General features: G+C 71.4%; 15 protein-coding genes. 9 read left to right on the forward strand and 6 right to left on the reverse strand.

What is annotated here, in order from left to right:
• Window positions 1-119: 119 nt before the first annotated feature.
• From COC42_RS07630 to COC42_RS18075, 3 genes are all read left to right on the forward strand, one after another.
• Window positions 120-2,762 (forward strand): ATP-dependent DNA helicase, encoded by a 2,643-nt coding sequence (locus tag COC42_RS07630; RefSeq protein WP_176484626.1) that lies wholly within the window; start codon window positions 120-122, stop codon window positions 2,760-2,762.
• A gap of 11 nt (window positions 2,763-2,773) precedes the next feature.
• Window positions 2,774-3,310 (forward strand): SixA phosphatase family protein, encoded by a 537-nt coding sequence (locus COC42_RS07635; RefSeq protein ID WP_096342555.1) that lies wholly within the window; start codon window positions 2,774-2,776, stop codon window positions 3,308-3,310.
• A gap of 169 nt (window positions 3,311-3,479) precedes the next feature.
• Window positions 3,480-3,602, forward strand: coding sequence for a hypothetical protein (locus COC42_RS18075; RefSeq protein WP_281253083.1), 123 nt, complete (start codon window positions 3,480-3,482; stop codon window positions 3,600-3,602).
• 36 nt (window positions 3,603-3,638) lie between these two features.
• On the opposite strand, the gene COC42_RS07645 is transcribed toward COC42_RS18075, so the two are convergent.
• Window positions 3,639-4,328, reverse strand: coding sequence for a c-type cytochrome (locus tag COC42_RS07645; RefSeq protein WP_096342556.1), 690 nt, complete (start codon window positions 4,326-4,328; stop codon window positions 3,639-3,641).
• A gap of 111 nt (window positions 4,329-4,439) precedes the next feature.
• Here COC42_RS07645 and COC42_RS07650 point away from each other — a divergent pair, with 111 nt between their 5' ends.
• The gene (locus COC42_RS07650; RefSeq protein ID WP_096342557.1) at window positions 4,440-5,330 is read left to right on the forward strand and encodes a prephenate dehydratase; all 891 of its coding nucleotides are present in this window, start codon (window positions 4,440-4,442) and stop codon (window positions 5,328-5,330) included.
• 10 nt (window positions 5,331-5,340) lie between these two features.
• Here COC42_RS07650 and nudC read toward each other — a convergent pair whose 3' ends face one another.
• From nudC to mutY, 3 genes are read right to left on the reverse strand one after another with little or no spacing between them, the layout of a single operon-like run.
• The gene (gene nudC, locus COC42_RS07655; RefSeq protein WP_096342558.1) at window positions 5,341-6,282 is read right to left on the reverse strand and encodes an NAD(+) diphosphatase; all 942 of its coding nucleotides are present in this window, start codon (window positions 6,280-6,282) and stop codon (window positions 5,341-5,343) included.
• Window positions 6,228-7,538 (reverse strand): serine hydrolase domain-containing protein, encoded by a 1,311-nt coding sequence (locus COC42_RS07660; protein WP_245843921.1) that lies wholly within the window; start codon window positions 7,536-7,538, stop codon window positions 6,228-6,230. Before COC42_RS07660 ends, nudC begins: the two co-directional genes overlap by 55 nt.
• On the reverse strand, window positions 7,526-8,587 hold the full coding sequence (gene mutY, locus COC42_RS07665) for an A/G-specific adenine glycosylase (RefSeq protein WP_245843922.1): 1,062 nt from the start codon (window positions 8,585-8,587) through the stop codon (window positions 7,526-7,528). The genes COC42_RS07660 and mutY overlap by 13 nt, the downstream gene beginning before the upstream one ends.
• A 27-nt stretch (window positions 8,588-8,614) precedes the next feature.
• Here mutY and COC42_RS07670 point away from each other — a divergent pair, with 27 nt between their 5' ends.
• The 5 genes from COC42_RS07670 (at window position 8,615) to chrA (ending at window position 15,297) form a co-directional block, all read left to right on the forward strand.
• Complete coding sequence (locus COC42_RS07670; protein ID WP_096343174.1) at window positions 8,615-9,142, forward strand: DUF721 domain-containing protein; 528 nt, start codon at window positions 8,615-8,617, stop codon at window positions 9,140-9,142.
• Entirely contained in the window at window positions 9,142-9,801 is a 660-nt protein-coding gene (locus tag COC42_RS07675) for a DsbA family protein (protein WP_096342559.1), read from the forward strand. The genes COC42_RS07670 and COC42_RS07675 overlap by 1 nt, the downstream gene beginning before the upstream one ends.
• Before the next feature lie 26 nt (window positions 9,802-9,827).
• Window positions 9,828-10,550, forward strand: a complete 723-nt coding sequence (locus COC42_RS07680) for a DsbA family protein (protein ID WP_096342560.1) — start codon at window positions 9,828-9,830, stop codon at window positions 10,548-10,550.
• A gap of 34 nt (window positions 10,551-10,584) precedes the next feature.
• Window positions 10,585-13,989 (forward strand): chromosome segregation protein SMC, encoded by a 3,405-nt coding sequence (smc, locus tag COC42_RS07685; RefSeq protein ID WP_096342561.1) that lies wholly within the window; start codon window positions 10,585-10,587, stop codon window positions 13,987-13,989.
• A gap of 132 nt (window positions 13,990-14,121) precedes the next feature.
• The gene (gene chrA, locus COC42_RS07690) at window positions 14,122-15,297 is read left to right on the forward strand and encodes a chromate efflux transporter (protein WP_096342562.1); all 1,176 of its coding nucleotides are present in this window, start codon (window positions 14,122-14,124) and stop codon (window positions 15,295-15,297) included.
• On the opposite strand, the gene COC42_RS07695 is transcribed toward chrA, so the two are convergent.
• Window positions 15,294-16,166 (reverse strand): LOG family protein, encoded by an 873-nt coding sequence (locus COC42_RS07695; RefSeq protein ID WP_096342563.1) that lies wholly within the window; start codon window positions 16,164-16,166, stop codon window positions 15,294-15,296. The genes chrA and COC42_RS07695 overlap by 4 nt on opposite strands.
• Before the next feature lie 39 nt (window positions 16,167-16,205).
• A complete protein-coding gene (locus tag COC42_RS07700; protein ID WP_245843923.1) occupies window positions 16,206-17,018 on the reverse strand; it encodes an extensin family protein in 813 nt (270 codons plus the stop codon).
• Window positions 17,019-17,032 lie beyond the last annotated feature (14 nt).

Genomic DNA, 17,032 nt, shown 5'->3' on the forward strand with positions numbered 1-17,032 from the left:
CGGATCAAGTCCGAGGTGACCATCGGCTGGTTGCCAATTCGTTCTACAGTGACGATAGCAGGCGAGTGCGCGCCTACCCCGCCCTCCACGCCAGCCATGCCGGCATCTGGATCGCCGATATGGCGGGCGCCCGCGCGGTGGGGCGCGGCGAGGCGATCGGGTTCGCCGCCGACACCCCGGCGCTCGTCCTCAACGCGCCGCTGATCGGCCAGCGTCTGGGCCATGCCGAGCTGTCGGGGCTCGACCTGCTCGAACTCTATGCCTTCCTCTTCCCCGCTCGGTTCGTCGTGCCCACCCCCGCCGGCCTCGCTCGCGCAATCGGGATCGAGCCGCCGGTCGACGACGCCGCCGTCGCGCCGTTCCTGATCGAGGCGACGCAGCGGCTTCTGAAAACGCCCGACTATGACTGGCCCGAGCGGGAGGGGGCATGGCATGCGCTCCAATCGCTCGCGCGCGCACGCTGGCCTTGGGCACCGCTGCTCGCCGGCTGCATCGCCAAGCCCGCGGTACCCGAGCGCTGGCTGTTTTCGAAGCTGCCCGAATGGGAGGAGGTCGCCCCCCGCCCCGCGCCGCGCACCGTCACATTGGACGAGGACGTTGTGCTCGGCCGCCTCCACAAGCTGACCGGCGCGGGGGCGGAGCAGCGCACCGGCCAGCGCCGCTTCGCCATCGCTGCCGCGCACGCCTTTGGCCCTCGTACCGCGCGCGAGGCCCCGAACATGGTCCTCGCGGAGGCGGGGACCGGCATCGGCAAGACACTCGGCTATCTCGCCCCCGCCTCGCTCTGGGCCGAGCGGGCGGGCGGCGCAGTGTGGGTGTCGACCTTTACCAAGGCGCTGCAACGCCAATTGTCGGCCGAGGGTGCCCGGCTGATCCCCGATCCGGCCGAGCGCCGCCGCCGCATCGTCACGCGCAAGGGGCGCGAGAATTATGTCTGCCTCCTCAACCTCGAGGACGCGCTTCAGGGCGGCTTCGGCGGGCGTGCGGCGATCCTGGCGCAGCTGGTCGCGCGCTGGGCCGCCTATACCGCCGATGGCGACATGGTCGGCGGCGATCTGCCCGGCTGGTTGCCGACCCTCTTTCGCCGCAACGGCTCGACCGCGCTGACCGACCGGCGCGGCGAGTGCGTCTATGCCGGCTGCCCGCATTACCGGAAATGCTTCATCGAGCGGGCAGCGCGTGCGAGCGCCGAGGCCGACCTCGTCATCGCCAACCACGCGCTCGTCATGGTCAACGCCGCGCGCGGGCGCGAGAGCGCGACGCGCCCGACCCGGATCGTGTTCGACGAAGGGCATCACCTGTTCGAGGCGGCCGATTCGATGTTCGGCGTCGCGCTGACCGGTGCCGAGACGATCGAGCTTCGTCGCTGGATCACCGGGCCCGAGGGTGGCGGGCGCGGGCGGCGGCGGGGCCTCGCCGCGCGCCTTTCCGACGTCGCCAGCTATGACGAGGCGGGCGGCCGCGCGATCGCCGAGATGATCGAGGGCGCGCGCGCGCTCCCGGCCGAGGGCTGGATCGCCCGCGTGGCGCAGGGCGAGCCCTTCGGCGCAATCGAGGCACTGCTGGGTGCCGTCCGCGGCCTCGTCTACGCCCGCGACGAAGGCGCAGCGGAAGGCGGCTACGGTTTGGAGACCGAGCTCGCCGAACCCTCGCCCGAGCTGGTCGAGGCGGCGGGTGCAGCGGCGGCGGCGCTCGACGCGCTGGTGCGGCCGATGGTGGCGCTTGGACACCGGCTGGAAGCGGTGCTGGCCGACGGCCCCGACTGGCTCGACGGCCCGGCGCGTGCGCGGATCGAGGGCGCGATCGCCTCTTTGGGCTGGCGGCGCGATCTGGTGGGGGCCTGGAGCGCACTGGTCCAGCGGATCGGCGGCCCTGCCGATCCCGATTTCGTCGACTGGCTGGCGGTCGACCGGGTCGAGGGGCGCGAATACGACATGGGCCTGCACCGGCGCTGGCTCGACCCGACGCGACCCTTTGCCGAGACCGTCCTCAAGCCCGCTCACGGCGTCGTCGTTGCGTCGGCGACCTTGCGCGCGGGGGGCGACTGGGACGTGGCAGAGGCGCGGTCGGGCGCGCAGCACCTCAGCCTGGGACCGCAGCGGTTCGAGGCGGTAAGCCCGTTTGATTATGCGGGCAACGCCCGCGTCCTCCTCGTCAGCGACGTGAAGCGCGGCGACGTGCCGGCCCTCGCCAATGCCTATTCGCGGCTGATCGTGGCAAGCGGGGGCGGCGTGCTGGGCCTGTTCACCGCGATCCGGCGGCTGCGCGGCGTCCATGCGCGCATTGCCGACCGGCTGGCACGCGAGGGGCTGCCGCTCCTCGCCCAGCATGTTGATCCGATCGACACGGGGACATTGGTCGACATCTTTCGCGACGACCCGCGCGCGTCGCTGATCGGGACCGACGCGCTGCGCGACGGGGTCGATGTACCCGGCCGATCGCTGCGCCTCGTCGTCATGGAGGGCGTGCCCTGGCCCAAGCCCTCCGTCCTCCACGCCGCGCGGAAACTGGCGATGGGGGGCAAGGCCTATGACGACCGCATCGTCCGCGCACGCTTGGCGCAGGCGTTCGGGCGGCTGATCCGCCGTGCCGACGATCGCGGGGCATTCGTGCTCCTTTCCACCGCCTGCCCGACACGGCTGCTCGATGCCTTCCCGCTGGGCACGCGCGTCGATCGGGTGAGCCTCGACGAGGCATGCGACATCGCACGGGCGCTGGCCAATCCGGTGCCCATCGGGCAAGAGGGCGCGATCGAAGCCTGAGTGGAGAGCCCATGCCGAGCCTGACGCTGCTGCGCCACGCCAAGTCGAGCTGGGACGATGCCGTCACCCGCGATTTCGACCGGCCGCTCAATGCGCGGGGCCGCCGCGCAGCGGTCGTGGTGGGCAGCTGGATGAAGGGCGAGGGGCTCAGCTTCGACCATGTCGCCGCCTCCCCTGCGACCCGCGTGATCGAGACGCTGGACGGGGTGAGCGAGGGTTATGGCCGGCCGATCGAGCCTGCATGGGACAAGCGCATCTACCTCGCCTCGGCGGCGACGTTGCTCGATCTGGTGCGCGAGTTTCCCGCCGGTGCCGCGCATGCGTTGATGGTCGGTCACAATCCGGGGCTGGAGGATCTCGTCCTTGCCCTCGCAGCCGACAGCCCAGACTCTCCGCTGCGCGGCGAGGTCGAGATCAAATATCCGACCGCGGCAATCGCCGTGCTGCACTGGGAGGGTGGCTGGGCCGATGCGTGCGAGGGCGGCGCGGTGCTCGACCGCTTTGTCCGGCCACGCGACCTTGCCGAAGGCCTGGGTCCCGATGACTGAGGCGGAAATCGAGCCGCTTCCTGCCGGTACTGCGCATGCACTCCCCGCCGATCTCGAAAAGGCGCTGTCGGGCAAGGAAGCGGCAGCCTGATGTGCGCTGACGCCGCTCGGCCGCAACGAGTTCATCTGCTGGATCGAGGATGCCAAGCGCCCCCGACCCGCGCGCACCGTGGCCGAGATCGCCGGGGGCAAGAAGCGCCCCTGCTGCTGGCCCGGCTGCATCCACCGCGACGACAAACCGCCCGGCCGCTGGCAACAGGCGGTGCTCGACGAAAAAGCGCGCCGCGGCTGACCCGCGACGCGCTTTTTTGTGCGCAGTTTGCGCCGATTACTTCTTGAGTTCGGCGGCTTCCTCGGCCGCTTCGGGATCGACCGATGGCGCGCCCGAGGCGGGGACGGCGCGGTCTTCCATGTCGGCGGTCGGCGTACCCTCGGTCACGTTGGCTGCTGCCGCACCCTCTGCCGCGGCCTCGGCAGGCGCGGCGTCGGCGGCGGGCGCCGCGGGCAGCGGCAGGTTCGAACCCTGCTGGTTCAGATAGGCGATGACGTTCGCCCGCTCCTGCGGATTCGACAGACCCGCAAAGCTCATCTTGGTGCCGGGCGCGTACTTGCGCGGACTGGTGAGCCACTTGTTCATCGACTCAAAGTCCCAGTTCCCGGCGATCCCCTTCAGCGCATCCGAATAGGCGAACCCCGCCTGATGGCCATGCGGCTTGCCGAGCACGCCATAAAGATTGGGGCCGATGCCCGCCGCGCCGCCCGAATTGATCGTGTGGCACGAGGCGCACTTCTTGAACACCTCGGCACCCGCCGCCGCATCGGCGCTGGCGAGCAGCGTGGCGATCGGCACTTCGGCCTCGCCGCCGCCGGCGCCCTCTTCGACGACGCCCTCGATCGGATAGCCCATCTTCTCGGGCCGCTCGCCGTGGAACACCATGCCGCTCGCGATCGTCAGCCCGAGCGCCGCGGCGCATCCTGCCAGAACCCAGCCCGCGATCGTGTTCGTGCGATTGTCCATTGCGCTGCCGATTGCCCGATGAAGTGAAAATCGGCCTTCCCTTAGAGACGCTTTCCGGGCGCGGCAAGCCGCGGTTGCACTGCGGTGAACCCCGGTCTAGGCGCGCCAGCCATGGAACAGTTCGCCGCGCCCGCGCGCCCGCTGGTCGAGGCCATGACCGCCGCCGCCGCCGCCCGCCCCGACCTTGCCGTCGCCTTTCAGGGCGCGCCCGGTGCCAACAGCCATGTCGCGCTGACGCAGGCGTTTCCCGATGCGCTGCCGCTTCCCTGCTTCGACTTCGCCGACGCGATCGACACGGTGCGCGATGGCCGTGCCGACTGCGCGATCATCCCGATCGAGAACTCGCTGCACGGCCGCGTCGCCGACATCCACTTCCTGCTGCCCGAATCGGGGCTGGTCATCACCGGCGAGCATTTCCTGCCCATCCGCCACGCGCTCCTGGGCGTCGGCACGCGCGACGAGGTGGTCGAGGCGGTGAGCCATCCGCAGGCGCTCGGCCAGTGCCGCCACTGGCTGCGCGCGCACGGCATCCGCCCGGTGAGCTATCCCGACACTGCTGGTGCCGCCGCTTTGGTGGCGGAACGGCGCGAGCCGGGCGTCGCGGCGCTCGCGCCGGCGAGGGCCGCGCCGCTTTACGGCCTCGACGTGCTCGCCGACGACATTGCCGACGGCGAGCACAATGTGACGCGCTTCGTCGTCCTTGCGCGCGGATCGAAACCTCTGGTCGGCGATGGGCCGTTCATGACGACGCTGATCTTCGCCGTGAACAACGTGCCTGCCGCGCTCTACAAGGCGCTGGGTGGCTTCGCGACCAACGGCGTCAACATGACCAAGCTGGAGAGCTATCAGCGCGGCGCCAGCTTCGCCGCGACCGAGTTCTACGCCGACATCACTGGCCGGCCGGGCGAGCCGAATGTCGATCGCGCGCTTAGGGAGCTCGGTTTCCACTCGGCCTGGGTGCGCGTGCTGGGGAGTTATCCGCAGGCGCGCGAGCGGGACTAGGACGCCCTCGTCACCCCGGACTTGATCCGCGCTGACGAGGCGAGGGCTCGCCGAGCCACCAGTTCAGCAGCGTATGCGCGATGGCGTAAGGTGGCGGGGCGAGAAAGCGGGCGTCGGACGCCCCGGCCAGTGCCGCCGCGACGTCGGCCCGGCTCGCCCAGAAGCAGTCCTCTAGTTCGCTCGTATCGACGTCCAGCGCATCATCCTCCGCGCTCGACACACAAGCGATCATCAGCTGCGAGGGAAACGGCCAGGGCTGGCTCGCGACATAGCGCACGTCGCCCACGCGCACGCCCGCTTCCTCGAACAGCTCGCGCGCGACCGCTTCCTCGATCGACTCGCCCGGCTCGACAAAGCCTGCCAGCGCCGAATAGCGACCAGGCGGCCAGCCAAGCCCGCGGCCCACCAGCACGCGCCCGTCATGCTCGGCGAGCATGATGACGACCGGATCGGTGCGCGGGAAATGTTGCGCGGCGCAACTCGGACACTCGCGCGCCCAGCCGCCCTTGGCGAGTTGAGTCGACGATCCGCAGCGTGCGCAGAAGGGGTGGCGCGCGTGCCAGTCGACAAGGCTGCGCGCGCCGGCATAGAGCGCCATCTCCTCAGCCGGCAGCGCGGCGAGCAGGTTCATGAGCTCGGGACTGCGCCGCGCGCCCTCGGTCGGCGCGGCAGGCAGCGCTGCGAACCGGGGTTCGCCGGCCTCGAGACCGAGCAGCACGAGGCCGGCCTCGCCAGCCGCGACTGGCCGCCACATCAGGCGCCCGCCCGCCACCAGCGGGTCGAGACCGTCCAGCATCAGCACCCGCGCCGCCGGGTCGGCCGCCGCCGCCGCCAGCCCGACGGGGTCGGCGCGCAGCCGATCGGCGCGATCGATGGCCGCGCCGGTGAAGCCGGGCTTCACCGCTTCAGGTCGCCGTACAGCGCCTTGATGATGTCGTTTCGCAGCGGCCATTTCTCGGCGGGGAAGTAATTGACCATGCCGGCGGCGCGCACGCGCTTCTTCGCATCGACGAAGGCAATCGTCCCTGCCGCACCACCCCAGCCATAGGTGCCCGCCCCCGGCCCGCCCGGCACGTCCTGCAGCAGCACCGAGCCGCCCGCGCCGAAACCCGTGTTCGGACCCGCACTACCCCCCGTCGCCGCGTCGATGCGCGTGTAGGTGACGCCCGCGGGCAGCAGGTTCGACATCGCCAGCCGCGCCGTCTCGGGCTTCAGGACGCGCTTGCCGTCCAGCGTGCCATAGTTCTGCAGCATCGCCAGGAACCGGTCATAGTCGCGCGCCGACATGACGAGGCCCGCGCCGCCATAGGGAAAGCTCGGCGGGTCGAGGAACACCGACGTCGCGCCGGGATCGAGGGGCACGAGGTTCTCGCCCACCCATGCGCCATTGTCGGCGAGTCGTGTGGCCTCGCTCGCCGGGACCTGGAAGAAACTCGACTTCATCCCGAGCGGATCGAAGATGCGGGTCTGGACAAATCGCTCGAACGGCATCCCCGCTGCCGCCTCGATCACTGCGCCCAGCACGTCGAGGCCGATCGAATAGCTCCACTTGGTCCCCGGATCGGCGATCAGCGGGAGCGTGGCGGTACGCTCGGCAAACTCGCGCAGCGACTTGGGCCGCACCGCCTTGCCCTGCGCCTCGGTCTGGCGGTTGAGCGAGGCGGGGATGATGCCGAGCCGCTCATACTCCTTGAGAAGCGGCCCCTTGGTGATGATGTTGTAGCCGAGGCCCGCGGTGTGGGTAAGGAGGTGCCGCACGGTGATCTCGCGCGCCGCCGGCCGGCTGGCGAGGCTGTTGTCGGGATCGGTCAGGACCTTCATCGACTTGTACGCCGGGAAGAAGTCGCTGATCGGCTGGTCGAGGCGGAGCTTGCCTTCCTCGACCAGGATCATCGCGGCGATGCCGGTGATCGGCTTGGTCATCGAATAGACGCGCCACAGCGTGTCGGGCGTCGCCGCCGCGCTGTCGGGAGCGAGGCCGATCCGCCCCTTGGCGAGCAGCAGCGGCGGCGCGTTGTCATGACCCACCGCGACGGCGATGCCGGGGGTGCGCTTCTCGGCGACATAGCTGTCGACCAGCGCGCCGACCGCGGGCAGGTCGGCCCGCGGGGGCGCGAGCTGCGGGGCGGGCTGGCGCATCGCCTGTGCCGCCAGCGGCATCGGCGCCGCGAGCGCCATCATCATCGCCGTGCCGATCATCCACCGCATGCGCCATCCTCCCGAAACAATCGTGCCGCCTTGGCAAAGACGGTGGGGAGGCCCGCCGACTCGAGATCGGCGATCGGCCACCATTCGCCCGGGGCGAGCGCGGTTTGCCCGTCCCACCGGGCCGCCGCAAGCGCGCACACAAGCTCGAAATGGGTGAAGCCGTGCGTGGCGACAGTGTCGAGCATCCGCCAGTTCGCCGCGGTCGGTGCATCCGCCAGCACGGGCGGCTCTGCTTCCCAAGGCCCGGTCGGCAGCGCACGCATCCCGCCGAGCAGCCCCTTATCGGGCCGGCGCACCAACCAGACGCGATTCGCGTTGGTCAGCCAGAACATCGTGCCCTGCCGGAGGGGCCGCGCCTTCTTCGCGGCCTTGACCGGATAGCGCTCGGGCTCTCCCTCGATCCGCGCCGTGCAGCCTGCGGCGATCGGGCAGAACAGGCACTTCGGGCTGCGCGGCGTGCAGATGCGCGCGCCAAGGTCCATCATCGCCTGCGCGAAGTCACCGGCGCGCGTGTCGGGCGTGATCGTATCGGTCGCGGCACGGATCGCAGGCTTGGCGGCGGGCATCGGCGTGGGAATCGCGAACAGTCGGGCCACCACCCGCTCGACATTGCCGTCGACGACGACCGCGCGCCGCCCGAACGCGATCGCGGCGATGGCGGCGGCGGTGTAGGGGCCGATACCGGGGATAGTCAGCAGCGCCGCCTCGGTATCGGGAAGGCGCCCGCCATGCTCGGCGACGACCGCCCGCGCACCCTTCAGGAGGTTGCGGGCGCGGGCGTAGTAACCGAGCCCCGCCCACATCGACATGACCTCGGCATCGTCGGCCGCGGCGAGGCTCGCGAAGTCGGGCCAGCGGGCGGTCCAGCGCTCAAAATAGGGGATGACGGTCGCGACCTGCGTCTGCTGGAGCATGATCTCCGACAGCCAGACGCGATACGGGTCCGGCGGCGCGCTGCCCGGCGGCGCGCGCCAGGGCAGGACGCGCGCGGCACCGTCGTACCAGGCGAGCAGAGGGGCGGCGATTTGGGGCAGCACCTTGTTGGACACGCCCCGCCTATGGCATGGACGGCGGTGATGACGAAGCCGCGCCAGCCCCGGCCGATGCCCGCCCCGCCGCCGCGCTCGAATCGCGCGCGCGCGGTGAGCGAGCTGTTGCCCGACATCGGCGGTGCTGCTTTCAAGAAGTTCGGCTTCGTCCAGTCCTCGATCGTCAGCCGCTGGGTCGAGATCGTCGGCGACCGCTATGCCCGCGTGTCCAGCCCCGAATCGATCCGCTTCCCGCAGGGGCAGCGTGCCGAGGGCGTGCTGACACTCACCGTGGTCGGCGCGCACGGGCCGATGATGCAGCATATCGCCCCCGAGATCGTCGAGCGGGTCAACCGCTTCTTCGGCTATGCCGCAGTCGCGCGCGTCGTGTTCCGCCAGGGCGAGGTGCGCCGCCCGACCCGCCCGGCCGCCCGGCCTGCGCCGCGCCCGGTCCCCGCCGACCTGTCCGACAGCCTGCGCGCGATCGCCGACCCCGAGCTGAAGGCTGTGCTCGAAGCGCTCGCCTCGGGCCTCGGCGATCCCATCCCCATTCCCGTCCTCGGCAAGGTTCGTTGATGCGTTTTCTGAAATTGCTGCTCGCGCTGCTGCTCGGGCTGACCGCCGGCACGGCGATGGCACAGGCGAAGCGCGACTGGCGCGCCGTCGTCACCCCCACGTCGACCGGTACCTGGGTGATCGGCAATCCCGCAGCCAAGGTGAAGCTGGTCGAGTATCTGAGCTACACCTGCCCGCATTGCGCCGACTTCGTCGCCGAATCGAAGCCGGTGCTGATGGACGAGTTCGTCCGTTCGGGCACCGTCAGCCTTGAGGTGCGCCACGCGGTGCGCGACGGCCTCGACCTTGCCGCAGCGATGTATGCGCGCTGCGCCGGCCCGCGCAATTTCGCCGCTGTCCACGGCCTCGTCTTCGCCAACCAGAAGGCTCTGCTCGACAAGGCAGTCAGCATCGCCCCGCCCCCCGGCGGCGACCGCGATGCGGCGCTCAGGACGATCGCCGACGGGTCGGGCCTCACCACGCTGGTCCGCGCGCGCCTGCCCAAGGCGCCCGCCGCCTGCCTTACCGACGCGGCCACACGCGATCAGCTGATCGCCGGCACCCGCGCCGCCTTCGACAAGATCGCCGGCACCCCCTCGTTCGAGCTCGATGGCGAGCTCATCCAGGGCACCGACTGGGCTCGCCTCGAACCGCGGCTGCGTGCCGCGGGGGCGCGCTGACCCCTATTCACCGGAGAAACCCCGACATGCGTTCGTTCCTGATTCTCGCCCCGCTCGCCCTGCTCGCCGCTTGCGGCGGCGGCTCGGAAGGCAACAGCGCGGCCCCCGCCGCGCCGGTCGAGGGCGCCGCGCCGCCCGCTGGGCAGCAATGGAGCCAGGTCGTCAGCGAGACGCCTGAGGGCGGCTATCGAATGGGCAACCCCAATGCGCCGGTGAAGCTCGTCGAATATGGCTCGCGCACCTGCCCCGCTTGCGGCGCCTTCGCGCGCGAGGGATTCGAGCCGCTCACCAAGCTGGTCGAGACGGGGAAGGTCAGCTTCGAGTTCCGCGACTTCCTGATCCACGGCGCGCCCGACGTGGCGAGCGGCGTGCTCGGCCGCTGCGGCGGCCCCGGCACCTTCTTCCCCCTCCTCGAGCAGATGTACGCCAACCAGGCGGCGACGCTCGACAAGCTGCAGGCGACCCCGCCCGAGTTCCAGACGCGCATCCAGAACCTCGCCCCCGCGCAGCAGGTCGCGGCCTTCGCCGAACAAGCGGGCTATATCGACTTCGTCAAGCAGCGCGGCATTCCCGAGGCGCAGGCGCGCCAGTGCCTTGCGGACATGAACACCATCCAGAAGCTGGTCGGCGTGACCGAGAAGGCGACCGAGGTGCAGGGCACGCCCACCTTCCTCATCAACGGCGAAAAGGCCGAGGGCGCCGTGAGCTGGGCGCAGGTCGAGGCCGCGCTCAAGAAGGCGGGCGCCTGACCTAGCCGGCGCTGGGGCAGGCGCGGTCGCATCGATGCAGATCACGCGGCTGCGCCTCACCGGCTTCAAAAGCTTCGTCGATCCTGCTGACCTCCGGATCGAACCGGGGCTGACCGGCGTCGTCGGCCCGAACGGCTGCGGCAAGTCCAACCTCCTCGAGGCGCTGCGCTGGGCGATGGGCGAAAGCTCCGCCCGGTCGCTCCGCGGCGCGGGGATGGAGGACGTGATCTTCGCGGGCACCGCCACCCGCCCCCAGCGCGACTTTGCCGAAGTGGCGATCCACGCAGTCGCCGGCGACGATGAGGAGGTCGAGGTCGTCCGCCGGATCGAGCGCGGTGCGGGCAGCGCCTATCGCCTCAACGGTCGCGACGTACGCGCGCGCGATGTCGCGCTCCTCTTCGCCGACGCCGCGACCGGCGCGCATTCGCCCGCACTGGTCAGCCAGAACCGGATCGGCGCAGTGATCGCCGCCAAGCCGGTCGAACGGCGGGCGATGCTGGAGGAAGCCGCGGGCATCGCCGGCCTTCATGTCCGCCGTAAGGAGGCAGAGACGCGGCTGCGCGCGACCGAGAGCAATCTACAGCGGCTGGGCGAGTTGATCACCGACCAGGACACGCGCATCGCTGCGCTCCGGCGGCAGGCACGGCAGGCCGAACGCTATCGCGCGCTCAGCGATCAGGTGCGCACCGCCGAGGGCCGCCTGATCTTTGCTCGCTGGCGCGACGCCGCCGCCGCCGCCGATGCCGCGCGGGCCGAGGCGAAGGCCGCAGACGCTCGGGTTGCCGAGGCGTCGGCCGCGCATGAGGCCGCAAACGCCGCACAGGTGGCGGCACAGACCACACTCGCCGAGGCGCGCGCGGCGGCACAGGCGGCGCGCGATGCCGCCGGAGAGGCGCAACACGCACTCGAGAACCTGGCACGCGAACGGCGCGGGGTTGAGCGCCGCCTCGACGACCTCACCGCCGCCGCCGCGCGCCTGACCGAGGACCGGGCGCGCGAGGGCGACCTCGCCCAGGACGCCGCCGACGCCATCGCTCGGCTCGGCGCCGAGGCCGCGGCGCTGGAAACGCGAATCGCGGCGGACGCCGCGCGGCTGCCAACGCTCGACGCCGCGCTTGCTGGTGCCGAACGCGCTGCGCGCGACGCTGAGGTCGCGCTGGCGCAGGCGCTCGCCGCGCAGGCACAGGAGACGGCCGAGGTGCGCGTCGCCGATGCCGCGCTCGCTGCCGCGCGCCAGCGGCTGGACCGGGCGCAGCGCGACGCCGCGCGGGTGGCGGCTGAGGCGGCGGGGCTGGGCGACGCCGCGCCGCTTGAGGCACAAGGTCGGGCCGCCGCGCTCGCCCGTCGCCAGTCGCAGGAACGCGCCGCCGCCGCGCGCCGGACGCTCGCCGAAGCCGAAGCGAACGAGCGCGCCGCGATCGAGGGTCGTCAGCGTGCCGACGCGCAGCGCGCCACCGCGCAGGCCGAACTTGCCGCGCTCGACAGCGAAGCGGCGGTGCTCGCTCGAGCGACGCGCCCCGGCCCGCGTGCGCGACTGCTCGACCGGGTACGCGCCGCGCCCGGCTATGAACGCGCGCTCGCCGCAGCGCTCGGCGACGATCTGGAGGCTGGGGTCGATGCCGCCGAGGATCGCCACTGGGCGGGCGCCGAGCCGCAGCCGGGCGACCCCGCCGCGCCCGCCGGCACCGCCACGCTCGCCGCGCATGTCGAGGCACCGCCCGCGCTCGCCCGTCGCCTCTCGCAGATCTTCGTCGTGGAGGCCGACGACGCCCGCCCGCTCGCCGTCGGCCAGCGACTCGTCACGCTCGCCGGCGTCCTCCGCCGCTGGGACGGCTTCGTCGCGCGCGGGAGCGGCGCGGCGGCGGCCGAGCGGCTCGAACGGCTCAACCGCCTCCGCGCGCTCGAGGCGGCGCGTCCCGCCGCCGTCCGAGCGGTCGAAAGCGCCGAGGCGGAAACTACCCGGATCGCAGCCACCATCGCCGAGGCACGCGCCACCGCCTCCGAGGCCCGCCGCGTGATCGAGGCAAGCGAGCGCGCCGAGCGCGAGGCAGCGCGCGACGAGGATCGCGCCGCCGCCGCGCTCGAACGCCTGTCGGCGCAGGCCGCCGACCTTGCCCAGCGCAAGGCGCGCACCGCCGCCGACGCGAACGAGACCGAAGGTGAGGTCGCGCGCGCCGAGGCGGCAATCGCCGCCCTTCCCGATGGATCGGCAACGCGCGAGCGCGTGCGGGCGCTGTCCGCGGCAGCCGAGACCGCCCGCACCGCCGTGTCCGAGGCGCGGACCCAACGCGCCGCGCTCGACCGCAGTCTCGCCTTCGATCGCGAACGCCGCGCCGCCGCGCAGGCCGAGGCGAAGGGCTGGCGCGCGCGGGCGGGCGAGGCGGCGAAGCGCATCGCCGATCTCGACAAGCGCGCGGCCGAAGGCGAGGCCGAGCGCCTGCGCCTCGCCGGCCGGCCCGCCCTGTTGCTGGCTCAACAGGCCGACGCTGACGCACGCGCACGCGAAGCAACAGCCGCGGCGACAACCAGCGCCGCTGCCGAGCGCACCGCGGAGGCGGCGCTGCGCGAGGCCGAGGCGACCGCGCGCGGCGCCGCCGAAGCGCTCGCCGCCGCGCGCGAGAGCCGCGCGGGGGCCGCGGCGCGTGCCGAGAACCAGGACCTGCGCCGGGTCGAGATGGGCCGCGTGTCGGGCGAGCGCTTCGAATGTCCGCCGCCGCTGCTCCCCGAGCGCGCGGGCTTCGACGCCGCCGACGTCGGCAATCCGCAGGACGAAAGCGCCCGTCACGACCGCCTCGTTGCCGAACGCGAGCGGATCGGGCCGGTCAACCTGATCGCCGAACGCGAACTTGCCGAGCTTGCGGCCGAGCGCGAGAAGGGCGCGGCCGAGATCGCCGAGCTGGAAGCGGCGGTCCATCGGCTGCGCGGCTCGATCGGCACGTTGAACCGCGAGGGGCGCCAGCGGCTGCTGGCGGCGTTCGAAGCGGTGGATGGCCATTTCCGACGGCTGTTCACGACGCTGTTCGACGGCGGCCAGGCGCATCTCACGCTGATCGATTCGGACGACCCGTTGGAGGCGGGGCTCGAGATCATGGCGCAGCCGCCGGGCAAGAAGCTCCAGTCGCTGACCCTCCTGTCGGGCGGCGAGCAGGCGCTGACCGCGGTGGCGCTGATCTTCGGACTGTTCCTCACCAACCCCGCACCGATCTGCGTGCTCGATGAGGTCGACGCGCCGCTCGACGATGCCAATATCGACCGCTTCTGCGACCTGCTCGATCGCATGACGCAGGAGACTGCGACCCGCTATCTGATCGTCACCCACAATGCCGCGACGATGAGCCGCATGCACAGGCTGTTCGGCGTTACCATGGTCGAGCGCGGGGTCAGCCGTCTGGTCAGCGTGGACCTGAGCGCCGCCGAAACGCTGATCGCTGCCGAATAGGGGCTTGCCACGCTCCCGCGCGCTTGGCAGCGTGACGCGCGCACGGGCTATTTCTGCGGACGCCCGTTCAGACGGGGCCGCTCGTCCAAGTCCGCTCCCAACGCCGTGCCTGCACGGTTCGGAGCGAACCGAATGACGATCGATCCTCGTCCACCTGCCCTACCCCTTCCACAGCTTTTCTGGCGCTTTCTCCGCTTCGGCCTTGGTGCATTCGGCGGACCGGTGGCGCAGATCGCGATGATCCGCGAAGCGTTGGTCGAGCGCGAGCGCTGGATCGACGGCGCGCGCTTCAACCGCCTGCTCGGCGTCATGCAAATACTGCCGGGGCCGGAGGCGCATGAACTGTGCGTCCACATGGGCATGATGGCGCGCGGGCGGATCGGCGGGCTGCTCGCGGGGCTCGGCTTCATGCTGCCCGGCCTCGCCCTGATGATGATGGCGGGTGCACTCTATGTCAGGCTGGTCGAGGGGCGCGCGGGATTCGAGGGCGTGCTGCTCGGCGTGCAGGCGGCGGTGCTCGGCGTCATCGTCCGCGCGGTGTGGCGGATCGGCAGCCATATCCTCACCGACCGGATCGCGGTCGGGATCGCCGCGATGGCGCTGGCGGCGACGCTGGCGGGGGTGCCTTTCTGGGCGCTGCTGATCACCGCCGGACTGGCAAGCGCACTTCTGACGGGGTGTTGGGTGGTGGTGCCTGTCGCGCTGGTGGCCGTCGCGGGGCTGTTCGTGCCGGGCAACGACCCGATCGGGACCGCGCCAGTCGTCACCACGACAGCCACGCTCGGCACACTGTTCGTCGCGGGACTGAAGGGCGGGCTCCTCACCTTCGGCGGCGCCTATACCGCCATCCCCTATGTCCGCGCCGACACGGTGGGGCGCGGCTGGTTGAGCGACGGCGCGTTTCTCGACGGGGTGGCGGTGGCGGGGCTGCTGCCGGCGCCGCTCGTCATCTTCGCGACCTTTGCGGGCTATGTCGCGGGCGGTCCCACGGGGGCGCTCGCGATCACCGCGGGCATGTTCCTCCCCGCCTTCGCCGTCTCGATGATCTTCTTCGAGCGGCTTGAGGCGATCGTCGCCGACCCGCGCCTCCACCGAGCGCTCGACGGCGTGGCGGCGGCGGTGGTGGGGATCATCGCCGCGACGGTGATCGATCTGGGGATCGGCACCGCCAGTCGGACGCCGGCGCCGGTCGCCACCGCGGCGATTCTCGCCATCGCCTGCGCGGCGGCATGGCGGCTGAAAGGCAGATGGGTGACGCCCGCGATCGTCGCGACGGGCGCGGTCGCCGGGTGGCTGGCGATCCGTTAGGCCGCCGCTTCCTTCTCGCGCCAGAAACGCTGGACGATGTCCCACCCCTCCTCGGCGCTCTCGACCCAGGTGATGAGATCGAGGTCCTTGGGGCTGATCACCCCCTCCTCGCACAGCGCCTCGAAGCTCACGACCCGCTCCCAGAAATCGCGGCCGTAGAACAGGACGGGGATGCGCTCGATCTTGCCGGTCTGCATCAGCGTCAGGAGCTCGAAAGCCTCGTCAAAGGTGCCGAAGCCGCCCGGGAACACCGCCACCGCCCGCGCGCGCAGAAGGAAATGCATCTTGCGAAGCGCGAAATAGTGAAACTGCATCGACAGCGACGGGGTGACATAGGCGTTGGGCGCCTGTTCGTGCGGCAGAACGATGTTGAGCCCGACCGATTCGGCGCCGACATCGGTCGCGCCGCGGTTGGCCGCCTCCATGATCGAGGGGCCACCGCCCGAGCAGACGACGAAATGCCGCGCCCCGGCCTTGTCGCGAGGAAACGCACTCGCCAGCCGGGCCAATTCGCGCGCAACCTCGTAATATTTCGCCTTATCGGCCAGCCGCTCGGCCACCTTGCGGCCCGGCCCGTCGCCCGCCAGCTCGAGCAACTCGCTCGCGCGGTCGGGCTCGGGGATGCGCGCCGAGCCGTACATGACGAAGGTCGACGCGATCTGTGCCTCGTCGAGCAACAGCTGCGGCTTCAATAGCTCCAGCTGAAAACGAACGGGCCGCAGATCCTCGCGCAGCAGGAAGTCGAGGTCCTGGAAGGCTAGCTTGTAGGCCGGATGCTCGGTCTGCGGCGTGGTGGTGCCGGTCCGTGCGGTTTCGGCATCCTGCTCGGCGCGGCGGAAGACGCGCGACGGTACTCGGGGATCACTCATCCGCGCGCCCTTAGCCGAGGCGGCGCTCGAGCGGAAGCGTCAGCGGCAGAGCGGCCGCCCACCCATGTCGAGATGAAAGTGGTTGGCGTGCGCGGCGTTATATTCGGGGCCAAGCGCGGTGGTGAAGCGGCGGCAGGCGGATTTGAACACGGTGCGCAGGAACCGGCGCTCCTCGTTCGAACCGTCGTTCCAGCCGCCGAGCACGCTCACCCGCCGCCCGTCGGCAAGAACGAAGACGGCGATATCGACGGCGTTCGCTCGGCCATGCTCGGACAGTCGCCCGCTCCCCGCGATCGGGCGGCAATTGAAGGTGCCGTAGCTCTCGATTCGCGTCAGCTCGCTCCCCAGCATCTGCTTGGCTGCCGGCGCGACGCCGTAGCGCACCCAGTTGGAGAAGTTGCGCGCCAATGGGCATCGCATCGAGGTCAGCCCCGACACCGGCACGCCGATATCGAGCAGCTGTACCGCGCCGACGACGACGCAGCCGCCGCCGAGATCCTGCCGCGGCAGCACACGATACTCGACCCGGTCGGTATCGAGATCGGCGAGACACTGGCGCGTCTCGGCCGGCGGCGGTTCGGGTACGCGCGGAGGTGGGCGGCGGTTCGGCCGCGCCGCTGCGGGCCGGCGCGGCTCGGGCCGGTCACTCGACACGCACGCGAGAAGCACGAGCGGAAGCAGCCCCGCGACACCGATCCGACCGATATGCACGCGATGACCATAGGCAGCGGCGCTGAACGGTTGGCTAACAATCTTGATCGGTCCGGCGCGCGAGTGGGGCGTGTCGGCGGGCGCGGCTTTGAGGCGCGGATCAGGCTCGTTCAGCTCGAAGCGCTCATCGACGACCGGCAAAGTCCTCCAGACCC

The organism is Sphingomonas spermidinifaciens (genome assembly GCF_002351485.1).
In the GTDB taxonomy this organism is placed as follows: Bacteria; Pseudomonadota; Alphaproteobacteria; order Sphingomonadales; family Sphingomonadaceae; genus Sphingomonas; species Sphingomonas spermidinifaciens.

Bases quoted from the DNA above. Each gene is read 5' to 3' on its own strand.
- nudC (WP_096342558.1), bottom strand. From the start codon at position 6,282: ATGGCCGCTGCGAAACGACATCATCAAGGCGCTGTACGGCGACCTGAA.
- COC42_RS07680 (WP_096342560.1), top strand. From the start codon at position 9,828: ATGCGTTCGTTCCTGATTCTCGCCCCGCTCGCCCTGCTCGCCGCTTGC.
- COC42_RS07695 (WP_096342563.1), bottom strand. From the start codon at position 16,166: ATGAGTGATCCCCGAGTACCGTCGCGCGTCTTCCGCCGCGCCGAGCAG.
- COC42_RS07660 (WP_245843921.1), bottom strand. From the start codon at position 7,538: ATGCGGTGGATGATCGGCACGGCGATGATGATGGCGCTCGCGGCGCCG.
- COC42_RS07630 (WP_176484626.1), top strand. From the start codon at position 120: ATGGCGGGCGCCCGCGCGGTGGGGCGCGGCGAGGCGATCGGGTTCGCC.
- COC42_RS07670 (WP_096343174.1), top strand. From the start codon at position 8,615: ATGACGAAGCCGCGCCAGCCCCGGCCGATGCCCGCCCCGCCGCCGCGC.
- COC42_RS07675 (WP_096342559.1), top strand. From the start codon at position 9,142: ATGCGTTTTCTGAAATTGCTGCTCGCGCTGCTGCTCGGGCTGACCGCC.
- chrA (WP_096342562.1), top strand. From the start codon at position 14,122: ATGACGATCGATCCTCGTCCACCTGCCCTACCCCTTCCACAGCTTTTC.
- COC42_RS07650 (WP_096342557.1), top strand. From the start codon at position 4,440: ATGGAACAGTTCGCCGCGCCCGCGCGCCCGCTGGTCGAGGCCATGACC.
- COC42_RS07635 (WP_096342555.1), top strand. From the start codon at position 2,774: ATGCCGAGCCTGACGCTGCTGCGCCACGCCAAGTCGAGCTGGGACGAT.
- smc (WP_096342561.1), top strand. From the start codon at position 10,585: ATGCAGATCACGCGGCTGCGCCTCACCGGCTTCAAAAGCTTCGTCGAT.
- COC42_RS07645 (WP_096342556.1), bottom strand. From the start codon at position 4,328: ATGGACAATCGCACGAACACGATCGCGGGCTGGGTTCTGGCAGGATGC.